Origin of the sequence: Aeromonas sp. 603607 (genome assembly GCF_049171595.1) — a bacterium.
In the GTDB taxonomy this organism is placed as follows: Bacteria; Pseudomonadota; Gammaproteobacteria; order Enterobacterales; family Aeromonadaceae; genus Aeromonas; species Aeromonas veronii.
The window spans coordinates 157611-182305 of record NZ_JAAKOV010000003.1; the positions used below are offsets into that span (position 1 = coordinate 157611).

Sequence of the window (24695 nt, forward strand, 5' to 3'; positions counted from 1 at the left end):
CTGGTTAGTAATATACTTTCTAAATATATATACGTTAAGATTTAAAGTTTTAACTTAGTTGCTGTTTACAACGGTACTTATTTTTGAGATGCCAGAATATTCATAATAACTTATATATCATGCTCTTTTTCCACAAGTCTATGTGCCAAGGACTGTGCTTGAGCATCCTTCTCTGCTACCTCACGTGCAAGCGCTTGTGCATGCGCGTCCTTCTCTGCTACCTCACGTGCAAGCGCTTGAGCATGTGCATCCTTCTCTGCTACCTCACGTGCAAGCGCTTGAGCATGTGCATCCATATCAATAATTTCTTTTGCTAAAGACTGAGACCGCTCATTTAGTCTTTTTATTTCCATACCAAGTTCTTCAACCCGAGAGTTTTGAGAAAAAATAGAAATCTTTAGCAATTCAATGTTTTTATCTAAGTTATTATTAGTTTCTTTCAGCTGTGCATTTTCAATATCTTTGTTCTCGATATGACGTTTCAGGTCGTATAGTTGCCGCTCAAAGAAACCTTTACTTTCTTGATAGATTAACCCCTGTTTTGTTGTACTAGCATTATTAATTGCAGTCAGTAGATATACACATCGACTCGCCTTGTCAAACAACTGAGCCATTTCAGGAAAACCAAATGGTAAAGGCGAATCAATATCACCAATAACATTCAACCAAGATGCTGTAGAAATACGACGCACCTCTTGAATGGATTTTAAAAGGTATGACTTGGCTTTATTAGGTGATTTTTCATTTAAATATATAATTGCCAACCAATATAGTGAATCGATGATCTTGGCGCCAAGTAATGGACTATATTTCAACACGTCATATTCAGAGCAAGAAGTATAAAGTTGCTTGGCTTTTGAAATATCCCCCCTTTTTCTTGCTAACTCACCGCCAGCATAAAGTAGAGATACGATCCAACGTTGTTGGTGAGGCGAGGGCTCATCTATTCTCTTATAATCAATTACTTTAGATACAAGATCATTATAATCCTGTTCAGAGATACAATCATAAGACATTACATTATATATATATCCGCATAAAGCAGCGCCATAGTCCACCGAAGACATTGAGAAATGATTGAGCACATTTTGCTGCATTGAAGATAAACATTTGTATGAGGTATTTCTCATTCCAATTGCAATCATGCCCTTCACAAGCCATGGATTATTATAATCTCTTGAAAATGCAGACACATTAAATTCATCACTTTCAGGAATTTTCCAGCAAGTCTCATAATATGGAACATTAATACCCTCGGCTGGATTCTTCATAACAAGCAGTAAAATCCATTCGGCTTCACTATCTAATTCCTTGTTAGGGTCAATCTCAGTCCATTTTCTGGGGGAATGGTGACATTTCATAGCTCCACCAGCTACTTGTGTGTATCCCTTTTCCAACATGAAGTACTTGCTACACTCTCCAACCAATCTCGGCCATGTATAAACATGTAAATGATGAGGATTTGGATCTTTTCCTGTCTCATCGGCCCAATTGTTTGGGGCGCAGAGCATTATTCTACCAGAAGGTTTAAGAACTCGTTTTAACGCATTTAAATACAACTCCGGTTCCGGAACATGTTCTATTGTTTCGAAGGCAGTAATGAAATCGATACTATTGTCTGGTATTTCATCCAGTCTCTGTGCATCGCCAACATAGAATTCAACCTCTCCAGTCATTCCATAGTGAGCACGAGCATACGAAATACCAAAATCACTGAGATCGACCCCGACAACTTTTTTGGCTCTTGAATTTTGATATAAAATGTGACTCCCATAACCTAATCCACATGCTACGTCAAGAACAGTGTCTTCTGGGCGAATAAGTTCAGCCGCCTTGTGGTATCTGATACAATGAGCATCACTACGCCGACCTGTTTCGCGCAACATATCTGTATGAAGTAGGCGTTCTTCAGGAAGGACTTTCAGATCATATTTATCCAAAGCATTTTTGTTAACCTTTTCTAATAGTATAAATATCTGCCAACCATCGTTATTTAACGATTCATAATTGTTTACATGATAATATAGAGGATGCTTTCGGAAACCATTTTCAAAGCAGCAGCTCTCCCACCAAGTACGATTTTCGACAGTTAAATGCCAATGCCCATCGCGATCTTCGGTGGTTGCTATCTGAAGAAAGACATATCTAGATGACACACGATATAGCTCCTGAAGAGCCTTTGGTACATCATCTTTAGCAAGATGTTCCATGCAATCGGTAGAAACAATATAGTCAAAACTATCATCTGAAAATGGCATTGATAAAATTGACCCTTGATAAAAGCGCTCAGGCCATCTCGTATTAGCTCGTTCAATGACTATATCTGAAACATCAAACCCATACGCATCAATTCCTCTTTTGAGAAGCTCACAGACAAGATACCCCTCCCCACTTCCAACATCGAGTACTTTTCCAAAACCACAAGAACTAGCAATCAGCTCTGAGATATCGACTAGATTACTACTCCGCTCATTCTCACGATCTTCATGGCACCAATATGAGTCATACATACTGTGATAATCTACATTCACTGAGTCTTTCATTTACAATTCTCCCAATTTGCTGCCATCTGAAGATCGGTCATACCACCAAAGAAATACTCATCTTGTCTAATCAATGTCTGGAAGAATGCCGCTTCATCTTTCCAATGCAAAACTCGCTGCGCACTATAGTCAGGTTTATCCTCGTAGGATAAACAAGCCTGGATCTCATATAAGTTAGTTCCTAATACGCAATGAAATTCAAACCAAACAGAAAACTCCTCATTTGTTTTTATTATTTTATCCCAAAATAAAGGCCCCTCTTTCGCCCCAGAAATAATTTGTATATCTTGGTTAAGGGTTCCCCAAGAATATATTTTTATTCCCTCTCTACTTCTAATTCTCACAGCAACGTTAATATGATTTATTTCAATATTTGAGCGACTTTTTACACATATTTTAATTTTATCTCCGGGGTAAAAAACGGCACAAGGTTCATCTTTTTCATTGAATGTTGCAACACTAATAATCTCCATTTCACCTTCACCGAAGGATAAGCTATCAGCTCGGCTAGATTGGGAAATAACAACTTCCTTATTGACACTGGATATTAAAGGCTCGTCATTTTTTTTAAAAGAATTGCTAGGGCCTGAAGATTCTTTATTTTTTACTTCTGCGTTAGTCTTAACTGTTTGGTTTGGCTTTGGAATTAGATTTGAAAAATAAGAAGACTCCTCTTCATGAAGAAGCTTACGGTAAGCTAATATTACTTTTGAAGAAGTATCACATAATACCTCTCTGCCTTTTTTTAAGAGAAGACTACGTTGAGTTAACGTTCTAACAGACTCTTGATCATGGGATACAAATAATAAAGTGACCCCATCTGATAAAAGTTTCTCAATGCGCTGAAAACAACGCTTCTGAAATAATGCATCACCGACAGCCAATGCTTCATCAATAATCAATATATCAGGATCAATTTGTACCTGAACAGCAAATGCCAAACGCACTAACATACCACTGGAATATGTTTTGACTGGCCTTTCTAAATATTCACCAATATCAGCAAATGCCGCAATTCTATCAAAACGAGCATCTATTTCATCTCGACTCATACCGAGTAGCATACCATTAAGATAAACATTATCTCGCCCAGTAAATTCTGGGTTAAATCCTGATCCCAACTCGAGGAGTGCAGCTACACGCCCCTTAGTGTACACCGAACCCTCGGTGGGATTTAGTGTTCCAGTTATCAGTTGAAGCAGCGTGCTTTTTCCACAACCATTTCTCCCTACAATACCGAATGCCTCCCCTTTCTTTACTTCAAAAGAAATATCCCGAAGAGCCCAATGTTCCTTAAAATACTGTCTACGCTCAAACCCAAGTAAACCTTGCATTGGAGGGATTATAAATTGCTTTAAGCGATCTCTTGGAGATGAATATATTTCATAACGTTTACTAAGCTTTTCTACTTTTATGGATATTTCATTATTAGATGACATCTGCGAATCCTTTTCTTGTCTTTTGGAACCATACATAACCTAACCAAGAAACACATACAGATATCATCATATAATAGCCCCACAAAACCCAGTCTATACCATTCCCCCAATACATAGCACTTCTAGCTTGTTCAACTGCAAGTGTCACTGGACTCAGCCTTACTATCCCTTGAAATAATTCGGGTAGACTTTCTATAGGATAGAAGATTGGCGATAGAAACATCAATATAGATACGACCGTACCGACAACTTGGGATACATCTCGTAAGTATACCCCTAACGATGAAAGCATCCAAGTTATACCAAGAATGATAAATAGCAATGGTAGTATAACAATAGGGAAAAGTAGTATCTCAATATGAGGAATACCAAATATTACTATATAGAAACAAATCCAGACGCAGAGGCTAACTAACAAATGGAATAATGCACTTAGCATAGTTACAACAGGTAGTATCTCTAATGGAAAAATTATTTTCTTTATAAAGTTTACGTTAGATTGCATCAAAGATGGTGCACGATTTAAACATTCAGCAAAGAAATTGAAAATCATCAAACCGGAAAATAGTATTAGCGCAAACTCAGCTTTAGAACCGCTTCCTCCTAACCATCTAGCTTTAAATACAACACTAAAAAAGAACGTATATACACACAACATCAAAACTGGATTTAAAAAGGACCATAATAGCCCCAAAAAAGAACCCTGATATCTACCAATAACATCACGCAACGTCATTTGAATAATTAGCTGCCTATTTTTCCATAGATTGCTAACTAGTGAAAAAGATCCTATTTGTTTAGAACAAAACATTTTCATTTACCACATGCACTGTTAATGTATAGAAATAATTCTATCGTCTTCATTGAAAATATTCTGTACATCCAAAATTCGGATGCACCTTATCTTTGTCTGACATGATATATGCATCAAGACATGGCCACGATATGTTAATGTCAACATCATTCCATATAATCCCTCTATCATTTTGAGGAGAATAATAGGCTGTTGTTTTATACAAAAACTCTGCTGTCTCGCTTAACGTCAGGAATCCATGGGCAAACCCTTCCGGGATCCACAACTGTCGCTTGTTTTCACCTGACAGATGAACTCCTACCCATTGCCCGAAGGTCGGTGAGCTTCTGCGGATATCCACCGCCACATCAAATACTTCACCCACTACACAACGCACCAGCTTCCCCTGGGCATACGGGGGCAATTGATAGTGCAAGCCACGCAATACCCCTTTCGACGATTTGGAGTGATTATCCTGCACAAAAGTAACCGGATATCCTACGGCCTCTTCAAACGACTTGTGGTTGAAACTCTCAAAGAAAAAACCTCGTTCATCACCAAAGACTTTTGGCTCAAAAATAAGTACGTCAGGAATTGCTGTCTTGATTACATTCATCTGTCTATCCACATTAAATTCAATCTTTATGGGGGAGCATATTCCCTCCCCCTATATCAAATCAGGCTTTGGCAACCATTCTTAACAAATATTGGCCATAGGCATTTTTTGCCAACGGCGCGGCAAGCTCACGAACCTGTTCAGCATTAATAAACTTCTGGCGATAGGCAATCTCTTCCGGGCAAGCCACTTTCAACCCCTGACGGGTCTCGATGGTCTGAATAAAGTTGCTCGCTTCTATCAGGCTTTCATGAGTACCGGTATCAAGCCAGGCATAACCACGGCCCATCATCGCCACCGACAGATTACCTTGCTCCAGGTAGATACGGTTCACATCGGTAATTTCCAGCTCACCACGGGCCGACGGCTTCAGGCTCTTGGCGATCTCCACCACGCTGTTGTCGTAGAAATAGAGGCCGGTCACCGCATAGTTGCTCTTGGGCTCCAGTGGCTTCTCTTCCAGAGAGATCGCGGTGCCCTCTTTATCAAATTCAACCACCCCATAACGCTCGGGGTCATGCACGTGGTAGGCAAAGACGGTAGCGCCACTCTCTTTGGCCGCTGCCGCCGCCAACTGTTTCTGCAGGTCATGGCCGTAGAAGATGTTGTCGCCCAGCACCAGCGCACAGGGGTCTGACCCGATAAACTCTTCACCCAGAATAAAGGCTTGTGCCAACCCGTCCGGGCTTGGTTGTACCTTGTATTGCAAATTCAGGCCCCATTGGCTGCCATCACCCAGCAATTGCTCAAAACGGGGGGTATCTTGCGGCGTGCTGATGATCAGAATATCGCGAATACCCGCCAGCATCAGGGTGCTGAGCGGATAGTAGATCATCGGCTTGTCATAGATGGGCAGCAGCTGCTTGCTCACAGCCATGGTCACCGGATAGAGACGGGTGCCTGAGCCACCGGCCAGAATAATGCCTTTACGTTTGGTCATGATGCTTGTTTCTTATTTTTAAATTGCAAAAGAAAAGGGTGGCTTGCGGCCACACCTTTCTGTTTTATCCCTGCCAGCCAGGGAGGCAGTCACTACATCCCTGGCCAGTGATTTACTTGCCGAGGATCTCGGTTAACATCCGCTCCACACCGACGGTCCACTCCGGCAGCACCAGATCGAAGGTGCGCTGGAATTTGCCGGTATCAAGGCGGGAGTTATGGGGGCGTTTGGCCGGGGTAGGGAAGGCGCTGGTCGGCACCGCATTGAGTTGTGTCACCGCCAGTGCAACGCCAGCCTCTCTGGCTTTGGCAAACACCAGCTGGGCGTAGTCAAACCAGGTGGTGGTACCGGAGGCAATCAGATGGTACAGCCCGGCGACCTCGGGTTTGCGCTGCGCCACGCGGAGAGCATGGGCGGTGCAATCGGCCAGCAACTCGGCGCCGGTCGGAGCGCCGAACTGGTCATTGATCACTGACATCTCGCTACGCTCTTTGCCAAAGCGCAGCATGGTCTTGGCAAAGTTGGCGCCGCGGGCGGCGTAAACCCAGCTGGTGCGGAAGATCAGGTGACGGGAACAAAGCGCGGCCCCTTGCTCACCCGCCAGCTTGGTTTCGCCATAGACGTTGAGCGGGGCGGTTGCATCAGTTTCCACCCAGGGGCGCTCACCGCTGCCATCGAACACATAGTCGGTGGAGTAATGCACCAGCCAGGCCCCCAAGGCTTCCGCTTCTTTGGCAATCGCCGCCACACTGGTGGCGTTGAGCAGTTCGGCAAACTCACGTTCGTTCTCTGCTTTGTCCACTGCGGTATGAGCCGCTGCGTTGACAATCACGTCCGGCTTGACCAGACGTACCGTTTCGGCCACCCCTGCCGGGTTGCTGAAATCGCCGCAATAGTCAGTGGAGTCAAAATCAACGGCAGTGATGCGCCCCAGCGGCGCCAGTGCCCGTTGCAGCTCCCAGCCGACCTGGCCGTTTTTGCCAAACAGCAGAATATGCATCAGGCACGCTCCCCATCTTTCTGTTCAATCGCGGAATAGTGTTGCTCAATCCAGGATTGGTAGGCACCGCTCTTGACGTTGTTGACCCACTGCTGGTTATCCAAATACCACTGCACGGTTTTGCGAATACCGGATTCAAAGGTCTCTTGCGGTTGCCAATCCAGCTCGGCACTCATCTTGGTCGCATCGATGGCATAGCGGCGATCGTGGCCAGGGCGATCCGCCACATAGGTGATTTGCTCACGATAAGAGCCCACCTTCGGCACCATCTCGTCCAGCAGATCGCAGATGGAGTGCACCACTTCCAGATTCTGCTTCTCGTTATGACCGCCGATGTTGTAGGTCTCACCGACCACGCCTGTGGTCGCCACCTTGTAGAGCGCGCGCGCATGATCTTCTACATAGAGCCAGTCACGGATCTGGTCGCCCTTACCATAGACAGGTAACGGCTTGCCATCCAGCGCGTTAAGAATGACCAGCGGGATCAGCTTCTCGGGGAAGTGATAAGGGCCGTAGTTGTTGGAGCAGTTGGTGACGATGGTCGGCAGACCGTAGGTGCGGCGCCAGGCGCGCACCAGATGGTCGCTGGAAGCCTTGGAGGCAGAATAGGGGCTGCTGGGGGCGTAGGGGGTGGTCTCGGTAAAGAGCGGCAATGGTTCACCGACGGCTACTTCATCCGGATGAGGCAGATCACCATATACCTCGTCGGTGGAGATATGGTGGAAGCGGAAGGCCGCCTTGCGTACCTCCTCCAGACCGTTCCAGTAAGCGCGAGCCGCTTCCAGCAACATATAGGTACCGACGATATTGGTCTCGATAAAGTCAGCCGGTCCTGTGATGGAGCGGTCAACATGGCTCTCGGCGGCCAGATGCATCACGACATCCGGCTGGTGCAGGGCAAACACCCGATCCAGTTCGGCACGATTGCAGATATCCACCAGCTCAAACGCATAACGCTCGCTTGACGATACATCGGCCAGGGATTCCAGATTGCCGGCATAGGTGAGTTTATCGAGATTGATAACAGAATCTTGGGTATCACGGATGATATGGCGCACCACGGCAGAGCCGATAAAGCCAGCACCACCGGTCACGAGGATTTTCATAAATATGTATCTCTTGCGAGGCGTTGATATGACATCAGAGAGAGGCTGGCTATCCACTGATGCGTTATTGAAACACCCAATAGACTGCAATTTAACCAGCTCAAACAGCAGCAAAACAATGACTGAACATTATTCAGGCAAATTACTGAATAATCTCAAGGCTACCGCCCCTGGGTTACAGCTCCCAACATGCTGCTTTTGACCTGATTGTGTTTGCTGTTGGTCATCATGTCCTCCAGCATTTTGCTGTCTTGATGGTGTGTAGCACAGCTTTATGGCCCAAGACCAAGAAAGAGCGGACACTACCTATCCAACCCTATAAGACGCAGATTCTATCTTGTTTCCAGCCGAGCTGCACAGCAGAAACTGACTTGCCCCTCACCTCTGAAAAGGTGTCGATAGAAAACTACCTCACGGCGACATAATTTCTCAAAAAGAAGCAGTAGTAACTTAATAATTACGCTTAAGTTACCGTTTTTACGGAAAAAAAATAGAGCGACTTTCGAAGTCGCTCTATTTATTACTCAGTCATACCTGATGTATTTGTCTTATTGTGATCTGCCACCCAGAACTTCAGGGGTCACTTTGCTCAGTCACCTTTTGACTCAACTGCTGCAGCCATGCGCGCCTCTTTGCTCTGGTGGCTGGTGAAGTAACGCATCACCAGCACAAAGAAGAGCGGTACGAAGAAGATGGCCAGCACGGTGGCGCTGATCATCCCCCCCATCACGCCGGTACCGATGGCGTTACGGCTGCTGGCACCGGCGCCGGAGCTTATCACCAGCGGCAGCACCCCGAGGATAAAGGCGAGCGAGGTCATCAGGATCGGCCGCAGACGCAGACGCGCCGCCTCCACCACGGCCTCACCCAAGCCCATCCCCTTGTCATAGAGCTCTTTGGCAAATTCCACGATCAAGATCGCGTTCTTGGCCGACAAGCCTATGGTGGTCAGCAGGCCGACCTGGAAGTAGACGTCGTTCTCCAACCCGCGCAGGGTGGCAGCCACAATGGCCCCCAGAACCCCGAGCGGTACTACCAGCATCACCGAGAACGGAATGCTCCAGCTCTCGTAGAGGGCCGCCAGACAGAGGAACACCACCAGCAAGGAGATGGCGTAGAGCGCGGGTGCCTGTGAACCGGCCTGACGCTCCTGGAAGGAGAGCCCGGTCCACTCGATACCCACCCCTTCCGGCAGCTGTTTCACCATCTGCTCAATCGCAGCCATCGCATCACCGGTACTCTTGCCGGGCGCCGCCTCACCGACGATCTCCATCGCCGGCACGCCGTTGTAACGCTCCAGACGCGGCGAGCCGAAGCTCCACTCGGTGCTGGCAAAGGCGGAGAAGGGCACCATCTGACCGGCACTGTTGCGCACATACCAGAGTTTCAGATCTTCCGGGTTCATCCGGAAGGGGGCATCCGCCTGCATATAGACCTTCTTGATCCGGCCACGATCGACGAAGTCATTGACGTAGGAAGAACCCCAGGCAGTGGCCAGGGTGTTGTTGATATCCGCGATGGATAGCCCCTGCGCCAGCGCCTTCTCGTAGTCGATCTTGATATCGAGTTGCGGCGTATCTTCCATCCCGTTCGGGCGTACCCGCACCAGGGTGGGATCCTGCGCCGCCATGCCGAGCAGCTGGTTGCGCGCAGCCATCAGCTTCTCGTGGCCGATACCGCCGCGATCCTGCAGGAAGAAGTCAAAACCGGTCGCCGTCCCCAGCTCTGGGATCGGAGGCAGGTTAAAGGCGAACACTTGCGCCTCCTTGATGCTGAACAGGTAACCCATGGCACGGCCGATGATGGCATTGGCGCTGCGATCCGGGCTCTTGCGCTCGCTCCAGTCCTTGAGCTTGATAAAGGCCATCCCCGCGTTCTGGCCACTACCGGCGAAGCTGAAACCGGATACGGTCAGTACGGAGTCAACGTTATCCTTCTCGTTTTTCAGGAAGTAGTCGCGCATATCCGCCAGCACCACCTCGGTGCGCTGCTTGGTCGCCCCCACCGGCAGTTGCACCATGGACATGATGACCCCCTGATCCTCTTCCGGCAGGAAGGAGGTGGGCATCCGCATAAAGAGCACTGCCAGTACCGCCAGCATGGCACCGTAGATCAGGCTGTAGCGCACGCCCTGCTTGATCACCTTGCGCACGCCGCTCTGATAGCGATTGGTACCCGCATCAAAGGCGCGGTTGAACCAGCCAAAGAAGCCGCGCTTGGCCCCAAACTCGCCATGTTTCATCGGCTTGAGCAGGGTGGCACAGAGCGCCGGTGTCAGGATCAACGCCACCAGCACCGACAGCACCATGGCCGAGACGATAGTCAGCGAGAACTGGCGATAGATGGCGCCGGTCGAGCCGCCGAAGAAGGCCATCGGCACGAACACGGCGGAGAGCACCAGCGCGATCCCCACCAGCGCGCCGGTGATCTGGGTCATCGACTTGCGGGTCGCTTCCAGCGGGGAGAGATCCTCCTCGCTCATCAGCCGCTCCACGTTCTCCACCACCACGATGGCGTCATCCACCAGCAGGCCGATGGCCAGCACCATACCGAACATGGTGAGGGTATTGATGGAGAAGCCGAACGCCGCCATCACCCCGAAGGTACCGAGCAGCACCACAGGCACCGCAATGGTCGGGATCAGGGTGGCGCGGAAGTTCTGCAGGAACAGATACATGACGCAGAACACCAGGAAGATCGCCTCGATCAGGGTCTGCACCACCTCCTCGATGGAGATCTTCACAAACGGCGTGGTGTCGTAGGGGTAGACGATCTCCATGTTGGCCGGGAAGTAATCCGACAGCTCATTGAGCTTGGCACGCACCTTCTCGGCGGTATCCAGCGCGTTGGCACCGGTCGCCAGCTTGATGGCGACCGCGGCGGTAGACTGGCCGTTGTAGAGCGCATCGGCGTCATAGCTTTCGCCCGCCAGCTCGACCCGGGCCACATCTTTCAGCCGTACCTTGGAGCCATCCTGATTCACCCGCAGCAGGATGTCGTTGAACTGCTCCACGGTAGAGAGACGAGTCTGCCCCATGATAGTCGCAGTGAACTGCTGATCTTCCACCGACGGAGTACCACCCAGCTTGCCGAACGCTACCTGAGCGTTCTGCGCCTTGATGGCTGCCTGCACATCACCAGGAGTCATTTGCACCCGATTGAGCTTGTTGGGATCGAGCCACACCCGCATGGAGTACTGGCTGCCGAACAAGGTGATATCCCCTACCCCGTCCAGACGACTCAGGGGCTCCTTGATATTGGAGACCACATAATCCGCCAGATCGTCGTTGTTCATCGAGCCATCGCTGGAGATGAAGGCAGCGACCATCAGGAAGCTGCTGGAGGTCTTCTGTACCCGGATCCCCTGCTGCTGAACCTCTTGCGGCAGCAGCGACATCGCTTGCTGCAGCTTGTTCTGCACCTGTACCTGGGCGATATCGGGATCGGTCCCCGGCTGGAAGGTGAGGGTCACCGACACCCGCCCCGCGGAGTCAGACTGGGAGGACATGTAGAGCAGGTGATCCAGCCCGGTCATGTTCTGTTCGATGATCTGGGTCACCGAGTCTTCCACCGTTTTGGCGGATGCGCCCGGATAGCTGGCGGAAATACCGACAGCGGGCGGCGCAATGCTCGGATACTGGGCGACCGGCAATTTGATGATGGCCAGGCTGCCCGCCAGCATGATCACCAGCGCGATCACCCAGGCAAAAATGGGTCTGTCTATAAAAAATCGAGCCATGAAGCGACTACTCCATCCTACTTGTTGGCCGGGGTGTTGGACGCGGCTTGAGCAGACGGTGCATCAGCACCTTGCTCGGCGGGATTGACCACGGCGCCCGGTCGTACTTTCTGCAGGCCAGCCACGATCACCCGCTCGCCGGAGGTGAGCCCTGACTCCACCACCCAGTTGCTGCCAACGACACGGCTCAGCTGCACGTTGCGCAGCTCCACCTTGTTATCAGCGGTTACCACCATCACGGTGGCTCCGCCGTTGGGGGTGCGAGTCACGGCAGTTTGCGGCACCAGCAGCCCTTGCGCCCGCTCACCCTCTTGCAGGGTGGCGCGCATAAACATGCCGGGCAGCAGCAGCTGGTGAGGGTTGGGCACAATCACCCGTAGGGTCACCATGCCGGAGGTCTCATCCACGGTCACATCGGAGAACTGCAACGAGCCCTCTTCGCCATAAGTGGAGCCATCTTCCAGCTGGAAGGTCACCTTGGCCCCCTTCTGCTCGTCCTGGGTCAGCTTGCCCTCGGCGACCAGTCGCTTGAGGCGCAGCAGATCGGCAGTGGACTGACGCACATCCACATACATGGGATCAAGCTGCTGAATGGCAGTCAAGCTATCAGCCTGCTGGGCAGTCACCAGCGCCCCCTCGGTCACCGCGGATTTACCGATACGACCGCTGATGGGGGCTGTGATGCGGGTGTAACCGAGATTGATCTCGGCAGTGCGCAGGGCAGCCTTGCTCGCCATGATCTCGGCCTTGGCCTGCTTCCAGCTGGCGTCGGCGTCGTCATAGTCCTGACGGCTGATGGATTTGACCTTGAGCAACTCCTGATAGCGCTGCGCCTTGAGGCGGGCACTCTGCTCGTTGGCCTCGGCCTTGGCCAGATTGGCTTTGGCGCTAGCGACTGCCGCCTGATAAACAGCTGGATCGATCTGATAAAGCAGATCGCCCGCCTTCACATCGCTCCCCTCGGTAAAGAGGCGCTTGAGGATGATGCCGCTCACCTGCGGACGCACTTCGGCCACCCGCAACGGGGCGCTGCGGCCGGTCAACTCGGTGGTCAACATCAGCGGACCGCTCTGCAGGGTCACCACGTTGACCGCCGCGGGCGGCATGCCACCCTGTCCCTGGGGTGCCCCCCCCTTGTCACCACAACCTGCCAGCAAGCCTGTAGCCAGCAAGGCAAGACCAACTGAACGAGCAAGAATATGTTTATGCATGAAACACCTGAGCCTTTGCCAGTCAATGAACAATCAGGGCCACATGGGCCCTGTTGGTAAATAGTCGAAAGATGAGGCAATATACATACATTCATAAATGTATGTAAGTGACTTTTTGCTTGCATGAGGCACAAATTTCGATGGCCAGACGAACCAAAGAAGAGGCGCAGCAAACCCGCTGCCACATCATGAGCACGGCGCTGGATCTGTTCTGCTCTCAGGGCCTGGCCAAGACCAGCCTGACCGACATCGCCAGGGCGGCAGACCTGACCCGCGGGGCCATCTATTGGCACTTCAAGAACAAGGATGAACTCTTCATTTCGCTCTGGCAGGAACTCTGCAGCCCCCTCGCCCACCAGCTCGATGCCTGCCTCAATCCAGATGAGCCGGACCCGCTGGGGCAACTGCGCCTCTTCTTCGAAGGGGTGCTCCACAGCTTCATTCACAATCCGGCCCAGCGGCAGATGTTCACCATCCTGTTCAATCTCGAATCGCTGGAGGGGGAAGCCATCTCACTGCGCGAGCATATCCGCAGCCAGTCCGCCAACTTCTTTCGGGACCTGGAGACCACCCTGGCCAACGCGGTACGGCGGGGGCAACTGCCCGCCAACCTCAACCTGCAGCGCGCCGCCACCCTGCTCCACTGCACTCTGGATGGCTACATCATCAACTGGCTCCACTTTCCGGGGCGGATCGACCTGCAGGGCGAATCCGCCTTTATGATAGAGAGCATGTTCACCATGCTGGCCCAGCCCCACGGGCCTGCCTGCGGCCGCTAACCGGCTCCGGCAACTCTCACCCATCCAAATCGGGGCCTGACCGCGCGCTTTGGCAGTCAGGCCCCGATTTGTTACCCTGTGCGCCCCCTGCTTGAGGTAACCCCTGTGCCACACTCTGACGCCATCCCCGCTTCCCGGCCCTTGAACGACCAGCACGCCCACGCTCGGGCGGCCTTTGTGGCGCGCCTTAAACCCGGCGCTCACCTGCTCAATGGTCAATGCGGTACGGGGGAGGAGCTGTGCTGGCTGCGTGCAGAAGGGTATGTGGTCACCGCCTGTGAAGCGGTTCTGGTCGACGCCAAAGTCGCCTCACAGCAATCCGGACAAGCAGTGCGGGTCTGCCCACTGGCGAAGATGCACTCGGTGCTCCCTTACGATGGCATCTGGCTAAGCCGCCCGCTTGATAGCGACGCGGCCACCCTTGTCCACCTGTTGCAACAGCTGGCGACCCTGCTCAAAGCGGGCGCTCCGCTCTGCTTCCCCCTGCAGCCAAGCGGCAAGATAAGTCACGCTCAGCTACAGCAACTGGTCACCACATCCGGGATAGCGCTGCAACTGGCGCCGATGAAAGCCGTATCAGCCAGTACGTCAGATTCCTCAAGTCAAAACGTCAATCAGTACGTCATGTTGCTGCGTGGCGATCATCAGGCCACCTAACGGGCTAATTCATCACGACTTTCCCCGTTCAACGCCAAGCCGACAGCTAGTCGGCGATCTTGGCTTTCGTCAATATTTAACTCGGCATTAACGCAGAAAAGGCAGACATAACACGGCTTACGTGTTAAAAAGTGTGATTAATATCAAAATTTAATAACAAAACAGACAATACAACCAACTCCGGATTTCCTTATGAAACTTGTCCTGAAACTCATTGCTGGCATCCTTGCCGGTCTCTTGCTCGGTCTCTACGCCCCTGAGTGGGTGGCGCGCGTGCTGTTTACGGCCAAGACAGTGATAGGTCAGCTGATCACCTTCACCATTCCGCTCATCATTCTGTTCTTTATCATGAGCGGCATCGCCAGCCTGCCGAAAAACTCCGGCAAGCTGCTGGGCAAAACCGTGGCCCTCTCCTACTGCTCCACCATTCTGGCGGGGCTGTTCGCCTTTACCGTGGCTAGCCACCTGATCCCGCAGTTCACCACCGCCGCCGAGCCCACCACGGCCACGGCCATCAAGCTCGCCTCCTATGTCAATCTGGAGATCCCGCCGCTGTTTGGCGTGATGTCGGCACTGGCCGCCGCCTTCGTGTTCGGCATCGGCATCAGCACCACCCAGGCCACCGATCTGCGCCGGGTCGCCGATCAGGGTCGTGACATCATCGACCGCCTGCTGGCCAAGGTGATCATTCCGCTGCTGCCGTTCTACATCGCCGGCGTCTTTGTCGAGATGACGGTAGAAGGCACAGTATTCGCCACCCTGAAAACTTTCGGCGTGGTGCTGGTGATGGCGATCCTGATGCACTGGATCTGGCTCTCCGTGCTGTTCGTCGGCACCGGTCTGGCCCTTGGCCGCTCACCGGCCCAGCTCATCAAGAACATGCTGCCCGCCTACTTCACCGCGCTGGGGACCATGTCGAGCGCCGCCACCATTCCGGTCGCCCTGCAATCGAGCAAGAACAACGGGGTGAGCGACAGTATCGCCAACTTTACCGTACCCCTGTGCGCCACCATTCACCTCTGTGGCTCCACCATTACCCTGGTCACCTGTGCCACCGCGGTGATGTTCCTCTCCGAGCATCTGGCCATTCCGGGCATCGAGACCATGCTCCCCTTCATCATGATGCTGGGGGTGATCATGATCGCCGCACCGGGCGCGCCGGGTGGTGGCGTGATGTCGGCGCTGGGCCTGCTCACCTCCATGCTGGGGTTTGGTGAAGCCTCCATCGCCCTGATGATCGCCCTCTATCTGGCGCAAGACAGCTTCGGCACCGCCTGCAACGTCACTGGTGACGGCGTGATCGCCCTCTGGGCGGATCGCTTCGCCAACGGTAGCGAGAGCGCAGCTCCAGTGGCCGAGGCCGAACAGGCGTAAGCTCGCCGGGATAGCCCGACCATCCTCTGCAAAAACCGCAGGCCCGAACCATGTTCGGGCCTGCGTCGTTTCTGCCACCTTCACTGCTTTTGTACGTATTCCCCCTCCCCCTCTTTACCCCTCTCTGCCGTAAACAGCACTGGCTCAGCTCTCTACACCCGACAAAATTATTGGCATATGCCACATATGAGCGTATAAATGGCTTATGCCAATTAGGAGCCACCATGCCAAGACCCAAGATTGCGCGCCAGATCTGTGGCCGCCCCGCCAACAGCTGCTTCAAACCCAATGGCCGCCCCATGCATCAGCTGGAACAGGTCACGCTGGCCCCTGACGAGTTCGAGGCACTGCGCCTCGTCGACCTTCAAGGAATGCAGCAGCAGGAGGCCGCCCTGGTGATGGGGGTTTCCCGCCAGACCCTGGCCAATATCCTGAAAAAAGGGCGCTACAAGGTGGTGGAGTGTCTGAGTCTGGGCAAGGCATTGATGATGCAACCCGCCGAGCCCGACCACCAAACCAGTGGAGAAGAGCCGACATGAATGCTGTCACAACCATGACCGCCAACCCCAGCAACAGCGCCCTGATGCTGAGTCAGGGGCTGCTGGCTGGCCACTTTACCCGTGCCGAGCAGCTGCAAATTCTTAACCCCGAAGGGAACGTTATCGCCACCCTGCCCAATCCGGCCGCAGCCGAAGGCTGCCACGGCAAGCAAGCGCTTCTCGACGCCCTCGCCCATCATCAAGTGGGTCAGGTGGTGGTGCGCAATATCGGCGAGCGAATGCTGGGGCGCCTGCTGGCGGTCAATATCCGGGTGCTGCAGTGTCGCTCTGCCCGCCTGCCGCTGCCCGCGCTGCTAGCCCCCACCAATTTGCAACCTCTTACCGAGGCAAGTCAGGGCCGTCCGTCTCGTCGTCATCAGAGCAAGGCGACTATCCATGCCATCCAGCCCGTCGGCGCAGGCCACCCCCATTGTCACGGTGGTTGCAACAGTGGCTCCGATCACTGTTGCGCCAGTAGTGGCAATCAGGCAGAGAGCTCACGACAAGGCCATACTTGTTGCCACGGCAGTGAAGGCGCCAACCAGCAGGGCGGTTGCTGCCATCATCACTGATGCCATCGCCGTGCATGTCATCACCATCAGGGAGAAGAGATCATGTCCATCTGGTTGTTGAGCCTGCTCGCCTCGTTCGTACTGATCCTGGCCATGGGCACCATCATCTGGTGGCGCCAATACCAGCTTGCCCAGAAGCGGGAAGATAAAGAGGTGCGCCCCTGTGGCTGCTCCAGCGCCTGCGCGGATCACCTCTACCAGATCAGCGAGCCGACGCCCAAAAAGTAACCTGATCGCAAACGCCATAGCCGCAGTTACAAGGTCGACAAAATAAGTGCGCATGGAATAGAAAGGCGCATAAAAGAGAGGGGGCACCTGCTGGTGCACCCTCTCTATTTATTCCTCGTCATGCTTGATCCGCCGTATTGCCCCTTAAGCTCATCACACACGCTCAACCCGGCTCTGCGCCACTGGCCGCCACACCGGATGAACTGGCGGGATCCTGATACTGCTGATAGATGGCATAAAACTCGGCCTTGTTGTGCAGGGCCGCAGCGACACAGGCGGGATCAAACTGGCTGCCGGCATGCTCCTCCAGATAGGCAAACGCCGTCTCGAACGGCCAGGCCTGCTTGTAGGGGCGCTCGCTGGTCAGGGCATCAAAAACATCAGCCACCGTCACGATACGCGCCGCCAGCGGGATCGCCTCCCCCGCCAGGCCCAGCGGATAACCGGTGCCATCAAAACGCTCATGATGGCCTGCGATGATGTTGGTCAGCATATCGGTGTGGTGAATGCCATCGAGGCCAAACTCATTGATCATCAGGCTGATCATCTCTCGCCCCTTGCTGGTGTGAACCTTCATGATCTCGAACTCTTCCGGGGTCAGCTTGCCCGGCTTGAGTAAAATGGCATCCGGCACCGCGATCTTGCCGATGTCGTGCAGCTCGGAGAAGAGGTAGACAAACTCCACCTCCTCGTCGCTCAGCCCGCAAGTCGGGGCCAGCGTCTTGGCGATCAGTCGGGAGTAGGCCGACATCCGATGCAGATGGTTGGCGGTCTCCTCATCCCGATAGCGACTGAACTCACGTGCCGTGGTCAGCGCGCCGCCGAGGGTCTGAATAGAGAAGAACTCCACCGCAATGATGGCGGACAACATCTGGGCATAGGCCGACAGCTCGCTTTGGATCGACTCATCGAAATAGCCCGGCTCCATGGCATCGCAAAACAGAAAACCAAACAGCTTGCTGTTGAACAACAGCGGCTCGGTATAGCTGGAGGCATAGCCCGCCTCCAGCAGCTTGCGGCTGTGTTCCGACGCGGAACCACGCAGGGCATCGAGATTGCCAAGCACCCGGGGGTGCTTGTGCTCCGCCAGATAGCGCAAGGAGGGAACATCGCTCAGCTTCACCTCATACTGCACCAGCGGCGAGGGCCCCTCGGTGCTGTGGGCGAAGGTCTTGAGCTGATCGGTATGGGGATCGTAAATCGCAATGGCCACCCGACTCAGCTTGTCAAAACGCTCGCGTAGCGTAGCGTGCAGATTCTGCATTCTTTCGCCAAATGAACTTTCCATTGCCTTCTCCACCGGATCACCATGATGGGAGTATAGGGGCACCCGTGACAGGGTTCCCAGCCACAGACCGCGAAATTGACTAATAAGTCAACAATGCATATTGCCAGCCACAAACCTGTGCAGCAGGGACTGCGCGCCAGTCAGGGCTCCACCATCAGCCGCTATTCGCACGGCCCAATCCTGCCCACTCGGAGATATTGTTAGGTTCTGCCATGCTGGCTGTATAGTTTTTGGTTAACCATTCCGGTAAAATCCGCGCCCTTAAAGAAGAGCCACCTAAGAGTGATTGAGCGATGTCCAACACAAAACAGGCCCCCAAAGTAGGATTCGTCTCCTTGGGTTGCCCCAAAAACCTGGTCGATTCAGAACGCATCCTGACCCAGCTGCGTACCGAAGGGTACGATGTGGTGCCCAGCTATGACGATGCCGAGCTGGTCGTCGTCAACACCTGCGGCTTTATCGACAGCGCGGTGCAAGAGTCGCTGGAAGCGATCGGCGAAGCGCTGGCCGAGAACGGCAAGGTGATCGTCACCGGCTGCCTTGGCGCCAAAGAGAACCAGATCCGCGAGATCCACCCCAAGGTGCTCGAGATCACCGGCCCCCACGCCTATGAAGAGGTGCTGGGTCACGTCCACAAATATGTGGAGAAGCCGCAGCACAACCCCTTCACCAGTCTGGTACCGGCCCACGGCGTCAAGCTGACCCCGCGCCACTACGCCTATCTGAAGATTTCCGAGGGGTGCAACCACCGCTGCACCTTCTGCATCATCCCCTCCATGCGCGGGGATCTGGTGAGCCGCCCCATCGGCGACGTGCTGGCAGAAGCCAAGCGCCTGAAAGAGGCGGGCGTGAAGGAGCTGCTGGTGATCTCCCAGGACACCTCCGCCTACGGCGTCGATGTGAAACACCGCACCGGTTTCTACGACGGTATGCCGGTCAAGACCAGCATGGTCGCCCTGTGCGAAGAGTTGGCCAAGCTCGATATCTGGGTACGTCTGCACTACGTCTACCCCTACCCACACGTGGATGACGTCATCCCGCTGATGCGCGATGGCAAGGTACTGCCCTACCTCGATATTCCGTTGCAGCACGCCAGCCCGCGCATCCTGAAACTGATGAAACGCCCGGGTACTGTCGAGCGCACTCTGGAGCGGATCCAGAAGTGGCGCGAAATCAGCCCGCAGATCACCCTGCGCTCCACCTTTATCGTTGGCTTCCCGGGCGAGACCGAGGAAGATTTCCAGATGCTGCTGGACTTTATCGACAAGGCGGAGCTGGATCGGGTCGGCTGCTTCAAATACAGCCCGGTCGAAGGGGCGCTGGCCAACGAGCTGCCGGACCCGGTGCCGGAAGAGATTCAGGAAGAGCGCTTCCAGCGCTTTATGGAGCTGCAACAGCAGGTCTCCATCCGCAAGCTGGCCCGCAAAGTGGGCCAGGAGATGACCGTTATCATCGACGAAGTGGACGAAGAGGGTGCCACTGGCCGCTCCTTCGCCGATGCGCCGGAGATCGACGGTCTGGTCTACCTCAACGGCGAAACCGGCCTCAAGCCGGGCGACATGGTCAAGGTGCGGATCGACGAATCCGACGAATATGACCTGTGGGCCAGCCTGATTAGCTAACCCTTGCTGACCACCGCTCAATGAAAAAGCGCCTTCGGGCGCTTTTTTATGCTTCCAGATTGCACTTCTACACCAGTAAGCCCCACTTTGCGGTACAAAACTGGCATATCCGTATGCAAGGGTGTGTAATAGTCGTTTCTGTTTGGCGACGACTCGAAATCCCATGCAACTCAAACCCCTTCTCAAGGGACGCTTTCAGCCCCACTGGCAGGCCAGTCATGATCTTATCGTGCAGGTAGTGCAATCCTGCATCACGGAGCAGCATCTGATCCCCGAGGGGGAGCCCCTGATGCGTCAGGGGGAGCTATTGCGGGATCTGGTGCTGGTACCGGGCGGCCGCATCGCCATGGGCCACACCGCCATGAATGGCCGCCGCTTTCAGCTCGGCACCCTGGAGTGCGACAACCAGCTGTTTGGCGAGATGGAGTTCTTCACCGGCTACCGCTGCCAGCTCGACATCATCGCCGAGGAGCCGCTGGAAGTGGCCCGCATTGACGGCGAGCAGCTGGAGCAGGCGCTGGTCGCCCACCCCAAGGTGGCGCTCTTCTTTGCCACCGCCATTGCCATCGACTATCAGGACACGGTGGATATTTTCACCTGCCGCATGCTCTACCCCATCAGCTACAACATCGCCCTCGACCTCTATCACAGCCACTGCCACCACAACCCGGTGAGCGGCTTTCGCAAGGGGTATCAGGAGGCGGAACGCTTCGGCACGACCGACCGGGTCTACCGGCGGGCGGTGAAAGAGCTGATGGAGAAGGGACTGGTGGAGCGCGGCGAAGAGGGATTGCAGATCCGCGATCTGGCGGGGCTCAAGGCCTTTCTGGAGCAGCCATAAGTCGCAGGCCTCAGTTGCCGACTGAGCAGCAACAAGCGGAACAGCAACAAAAAAGAGGGGCGGTTTATACCGCCCCTCTTGCTGTTTACTCCCCCGCTCAGGCGAGACAGGGCTGAGGCCGGGCCATGCGCAGCGAGGCTACCAGCATGGCGAGGATCACGGCGTAGATAAGCGGGATGGCGTACATCACCGCCTGCAAGCCGATCACCTGCTCGAACATGGCGCTGATGGCCGGGCTGAACATGGCCCCCGCGCTGCCGCTGATGAGGATGTAGGAGACGTTCTTGCTCGACGCCTGGCGCACAAACGACACCCCGTAGGCGATAAAGGCGTTGTAGAGCGCCGCGCAGACAAAGCCGTAACCATAGGTGAGGTATGGCAACTGGCTCAGGTTATCGGTGGTGACGATGAGCGCCGTCATCCCCATCGCCAGGGTGATGATCACCAGCAGGAAGGTTCGGATCGCAATGCGGGTCACGATGGCGGTGGAGACCAGTGCGCCGAGCAGGGCAGCCGTCCAGTATTGGGTGATGATATTGCCCGCCTCCTCGAAGGGGATGCCGAACTTATTCTTCACGAACATGGGCGCCCAGGTGAGGAAGGTGTAGAGCGCCAGCATGCCGAGAAAGAGCCCCAACCCGCCGCTGATGATGCCGAGGTTCCACTCCGAGTGCTCGTTGCCTGCGCTTTCGCCACCCGCCTCGCAGCTGCGGAAGTTGGTCAGCACCGCCACCAGCATGGTCGCCAGCGCCACCACGCCCACCGCCAGATAGCTCCAGCTCCACGCCATGGCGTGAGTCAGGGTGTAGGTGGTGATAAGCGGGAAGACCACCCCGGCCACGTTGAAGGTGGCATCCTGCACCACCAGCATGGTGCTCTGCATCCGCGCCTGCCAGACGCTCACCACCAGGGTCCCTGCAATGCAGAGTCCCACCCCGCCACACAGGCCGATCACCGTCATGGCAGCCATCACCACATAGAGCGAGCCGGTCAGATGGAGCGAAGCCGCCGCCAGCGCGATCAGGCCGTAGCAGAGCAGGGTCATCCGCTTGAGCCCCACCTTCTCGATAAGGAAGAAGGCGGCAATGGTGCCCGCCAGCGCCCCGCCGTTGAGCAGGGAGAAGATGGAGGCCACATGATTGACGTCGGCGCCGAACTTGGCGGCGATGGGGTCGATCAGCATGCCGAACTGGGTCGCAAAACCGGCCATCACAAAGTTGGCCAAGAAGCTGATGGCTGTGAGGGAGAGCTTATTGTTCATATTGGATCTCTCTTGGGGTCAGGGTGCGTGCAGGGGTGGGCGGACTGCGGCGCTTACAGCGCGGTGTGCAGCGCCAGCTCGATCATCTGGTTGAAGGAGAGTTGCCGCTCTTCGGCAGTGGTCTCTTCACCGGTCAGGCAGTGGTCGGAGACAGTCAGGATGGCGAGCGCCTCTATCCCCTGCTGATGGGCCAGCCCGTAGAGACCGGCCACCTCCATGTCGATACCAAGCACTCCAAACTTCTCCAGCGCCGGAATGAGGTTTTCGTCCGGATCGTAATAGAGGTCGCCGGTGAAGATATTGCCCACCTTGACCGGAATCGCCTTCTCCTGCGCCTTGGTAAACGCCTTGTGCAGCAGGGCGAAGTCGGCCGAGGTGGCCATCTGGTAACCGGCGCTGCGCTTGGCATTAGTCGGGGAGTCGGTGCCCGCCGCCTGCGCCAGAATGACGTCACGCATCTGCACGTGGCGCTGGGTCGCCCCCAGGCTGCCGATGCGGATGATCCGCTTGACCCCGAAGTCGTTCACCAGCTCGTGGGCGTAGAGCACCATGGAGGGGATCCCCATACCGTGGCCCATCACCGAGATGCGCTGGCCGTTGTAATAGCCGGTGTAGCCCAGCATATTGCGCACATTGGTCACCTCGCGCGCATCGGTCAGAAAAGTCTCGGCGATATAGCGGGCCCGCAGCGGGTCCCCCGGCATGATGACGGTCTCGGCGAAATCGCCCGGGTTGGCATTGATATGAGCGGTCATTATTGTTGTGCTCCAGTTTGACTCGTTTTATTGTTTTGATGTGGCCATCCTAGCCGCCACCCCACCTCCCCTTGCAGGACAAAAGTCCTGTTGTCCCGATCGAGATCCCAGTTCCGGTAACTTGTTGTCTGCTACATCGCATACCGCATGCTTTTCGACGTTGCTTGCCAAGGCTTGCCCATCACAGCCACCCGCCATTCCCGACCTACCGGTGTAAAAAAGCGGGAGGGCAACGCCCCTCCCGCTCGATAGACCCTGCGAATGACGCTACAGGCCGACGGCATTGTTCACTCTGCCGGTTGACACGCAATGCCAGCCATGGGCTGGCTAGCTCAAATCATGCAGTGCCTTGCCAAGGGGCGGCGTGAGGCGCAAATCCGAAAAACGCACCGCCAACCCCTGCCGCTCGGGGGTGCAGCACATCACTCCGATAAAGCAGCGCTCGCCTGGCGGGAACGGAGCGAGCCGCAGCAGTGGCCACACCTCGCCATCGGTGGAGTATTGCAGACGCAGACAATCGGCCAGCCGGGTCAGGCGCAGCCAGAAACGGCGCGGATTGCCGCTGAAAATACCGGTGGCCCAGTCAGATCGCAGATTGGTGAGCACGCTGCCGATCATCGGCTGGGCATCGTTGTACTCTATCCCCGCTTTGAGCCAGTGCGCCTCGTCTTGCAGCAACATCAGCCCTGCCTGATCGTAGAGGGTGGTGAACTCCCCTTCGACACAGACCTGAAAGGTAAATTCACCCTCGACCTCACAGCCATAGAGATGCCCACTGTGGCGCTCGAAACCATACCAGGTGCTGCGCCAAAAATCGGTCTGTTTGTCCGTTACCACCAGCAAGCCGTCGCTTGTTTTGTGCCATTCGGCCGGTTCATTGAGCCAGCACCATTCAAGCCCTTCCCTCATCCTCTTTTGCTCCTGTTCTCGCCATGTTTCCCGTTGTCACCGGCCCATAACACTCGGGCGCGCTCATACTATCGCTGGCCATTCGGCCACGAGCCCCAGCTGCGAGCGGCCAACCAAAGGGACTCCATTGTGTCGCCATCATGACTGGCGAGCAAGCCGTTGGGGCCAACCTTGCAACCGATAGGCGATCGGGCAAGTAAAAGGGGGCCCCTATTGCACGACGATAAGACATCTCGATATGGGCTCGAGTCGACTAACAGGTGGTCGATAGAGGGGACGCTTCAAGCCAGCCAACATCAGATGGCATATCAGGCATCACACGAAACGAAAAAGCCCAAGCAATCTAATTGCTTGGGCTTGGTATGTGGCGGAGAGACAGGGATTCGAACCCTGGGTGGCATTGCTGCCACAATTGATTTCGAGTCAATCCCGTTCGGCCACTCCGGCATCTCTCCGTTGGGAGAGAGTTTTACCCAAGCTGGG

At 54.5% G+C, this 24695-nt stretch carries 21 protein-coding genes and 1 tRNA gene; 8 read left to right on the top strand and 14 right to left on the bottom strand.

Going from position 1 to position 24695, the window contains the following annotated elements; all coding sequences use genetic code 11:
- Positions 1-110: 110 nt before the first annotated feature.
- The 9 genes from G5315_RS05035 to G5315_RS05075 all read right to left on the bottom strand — a co-directional run bounded on the left by G5315_RS05035 (position 111) and on the right by G5315_RS05075 (position 13387).
- Positions 111-2543, bottom strand: a complete 2433-nt coding sequence (locus tag G5315_RS05035) for a methyltransferase domain-containing protein (protein WP_421332622.1) — start codon at positions 2541-2543, stop codon at positions 111-113.
- Positions 2540-3982: an ABC transporter ATP-binding protein gene (locus tag G5315_RS05040; protein ID WP_421263796.1), complete on the bottom strand. Its 1443-nt coding sequence runs from the start codon at positions 3980-3982 to the stop codon at positions 2540-2542. Before G5315_RS05040 ends, G5315_RS05035 begins: the two co-directional genes overlap by 4 nt.
- A complete protein-coding gene (locus G5315_RS05045; protein ID WP_421263795.1) occupies positions 3972-4799 on the bottom strand; it encodes an ABC transporter permease in 828 nt (275 codons plus the stop codon). The genes G5315_RS05040 and G5315_RS05045 overlap by 11 nt, the downstream gene beginning before the upstream one ends.
- Before the next feature lie 43 nt (positions 4800-4842).
- Entirely contained in the window at positions 4843-5391 is a 549-nt protein-coding gene (gene rfbC / locus G5315_RS05050) for a dTDP-4-dehydrorhamnose 3,5-epimerase (RefSeq protein WP_421263794.1), read from the bottom strand.
- 61 nt (positions 5392-5452) lie between these two features.
- Positions 5453-6331, bottom strand: coding sequence for a glucose-1-phosphate thymidylyltransferase RfbA (gene rfbA / locus G5315_RS05055; protein WP_421332623.1), 879 nt, complete (start codon positions 6329-6331; stop codon positions 5453-5455).
- Positions 6332-6443: 112 nt separating this feature from the next.
- Positions 6444-7331, bottom strand: coding sequence for a dTDP-4-dehydrorhamnose reductase (gene rfbD, locus G5315_RS05060; protein WP_421332624.1), 888 nt, complete (start codon positions 7329-7331; stop codon positions 6444-6446).
- Positions 7331-8437 carry a dTDP-glucose 4,6-dehydratase gene (gene rfbB, locus G5315_RS05065; RefSeq protein ID WP_421332625.1) on the bottom strand — a complete coding sequence of 369 codons (1107 nt, stop codon included), beginning with the start codon at positions 8435-8437 and terminating at the stop codon, positions 7331-7333. Before rfbB ends, rfbD begins: the two co-directional genes overlap by 1 nt.
- 589 nt (positions 8438-9026) lie before the next feature.
- Positions 9027-12176, bottom strand: coding sequence for an efflux RND transporter permease subunit (locus G5315_RS05070; RefSeq protein ID WP_421332626.1), 3150 nt, complete (start codon positions 12174-12176; stop codon positions 9027-9029).
- A gap of 17 nt (positions 12177-12193) precedes the next feature.
- Positions 12194-13387 (bottom strand): efflux RND transporter periplasmic adaptor subunit, encoded by a 1194-nt coding sequence (locus G5315_RS05075; protein ID WP_021231193.1) that lies wholly within the window; start codon positions 13385-13387, stop codon positions 12194-12196.
- A gap of 140 nt (positions 13388-13527) precedes the next feature.
- Here G5315_RS05075 and G5315_RS05080 point away from each other — a divergent pair, with 140 nt between their 5' ends.
- The 6 genes from G5315_RS05080 to G5315_RS05105 all read left to right on the top strand — a co-directional run bounded on the left by G5315_RS05080 (position 13528) and on the right by G5315_RS05105 (position 17536).
- Positions 13528-14166 (top strand): TetR family transcriptional regulator, encoded by a 639-nt coding sequence (locus G5315_RS05080; RefSeq protein ID WP_005359187.1) that lies wholly within the window; start codon positions 13528-13530, stop codon positions 14164-14166.
- Positions 14167-14271: 105 nt separating this feature from the next.
- Positions 14272-14823, top strand: coding sequence for a hypothetical protein (locus G5315_RS05085; RefSeq protein WP_421332628.1), 552 nt, complete (start codon positions 14272-14274; stop codon positions 14821-14823).
- Between the two features lie 192 nt (positions 14824-15015).
- Positions 15016-16197: a dicarboxylate/amino acid:cation symporter gene (locus G5315_RS05090; protein ID WP_421332630.1), complete on the top strand. Its 1182-nt coding sequence runs from the start codon at positions 15016-15018 to the stop codon at positions 16195-16197.
- Between the two features lie 224 nt (positions 16198-16421).
- Entirely contained in the window at positions 16422-16736 is a 315-nt protein-coding gene (locus G5315_RS05095) for a DUF134 domain-containing protein (RefSeq protein ID WP_005344221.1), read from the top strand.
- Positions 16733-17308 carry a NifB/NifX family molybdenum-iron cluster-binding protein gene (locus G5315_RS05100; RefSeq protein ID WP_421263008.1) on the top strand — a complete coding sequence of 192 codons (576 nt, stop codon included), beginning with the start codon at positions 16733-16735 and terminating at the stop codon, positions 17306-17308. The genes G5315_RS05095 and G5315_RS05100 overlap by 4 nt, the downstream gene beginning before the upstream one ends.
- Before the next feature lie 42 nt (positions 17309-17350).
- Complete coding sequence (locus G5315_RS05105; RefSeq protein ID WP_005338109.1) at positions 17351-17536, top strand: hypothetical protein; 186 nt, start codon at positions 17351-17353, stop codon at positions 17534-17536.
- Positions 17537-17699: 163 nt separating this feature from the next.
- Here the strand turns inward: G5315_RS05105 and G5315_RS05110 are convergent, their stop codons facing one another.
- Entirely contained in the window at positions 17700-18824 is a 1125-nt protein-coding gene (locus G5315_RS05110; protein ID WP_227340941.1) for an HD domain-containing phosphohydrolase, read from the bottom strand.
- A gap of 293 nt (positions 18825-19117) precedes the next feature.
- Here G5315_RS05110 and rimO point away from each other — a divergent pair, with 293 nt between their 5' ends.
- Entirely contained in the window at positions 19118-20446 is a 1329-nt protein-coding gene (rimO, locus tag G5315_RS05115; RefSeq protein WP_421332631.1) for a 30S ribosomal protein S12 methylthiotransferase RimO, read from the top strand.
- Between the two features lie 163 nt (positions 20447-20609).
- A complete protein-coding gene (locus G5315_RS05120; protein ID WP_216951704.1) occupies positions 20610-21287 on the top strand; it encodes a Crp/Fnr family transcriptional regulator in 678 nt (225 codons plus the stop codon).
- 97 nt (positions 21288-21384) lie between these two features.
- Here G5315_RS05120 and tsgA read toward each other — a convergent pair whose 3' ends face one another.
- The 4 genes from tsgA to G5315_RS05140 all read right to left on the bottom strand — a co-directional run bounded on the left by tsgA (position 21385) and on the right by G5315_RS05140 (position 24667).
- The gene (gene tsgA, locus G5315_RS05125; RefSeq protein WP_227340955.1) at positions 21385-22548 is read right to left on the bottom strand and encodes an MFS transporter TsgA; all 1164 of its coding nucleotides are present in this window, start codon (positions 22546-22548) and stop codon (positions 21385-21387) included.
- A gap of 53 nt (positions 22549-22601) precedes the next feature.
- On the bottom strand, positions 22602-23303 hold the full coding sequence (gene deoD / locus G5315_RS05130) for a purine-nucleoside phosphorylase (protein WP_005303072.1): 702 nt from the start codon (positions 23301-23303) through the stop codon (positions 22602-22604).
- A 327-nt stretch (positions 23304-23630) separates the two neighbouring features.
- Positions 23631-24212 (bottom strand): DUF1349 domain-containing protein, encoded by a 582-nt coding sequence (locus G5315_RS05135; protein WP_337072706.1) that lies wholly within the window; start codon positions 24210-24212, stop codon positions 23631-23633.
- 365 nt (positions 24213-24577) lie between these two features.
- Positions 24578-24667: transfer RNA gene (locus G5315_RS05140), tRNA-Ser, on the bottom strand.
- Between the last annotated feature and the right edge of the window lie 28 nt (positions 24668-24695).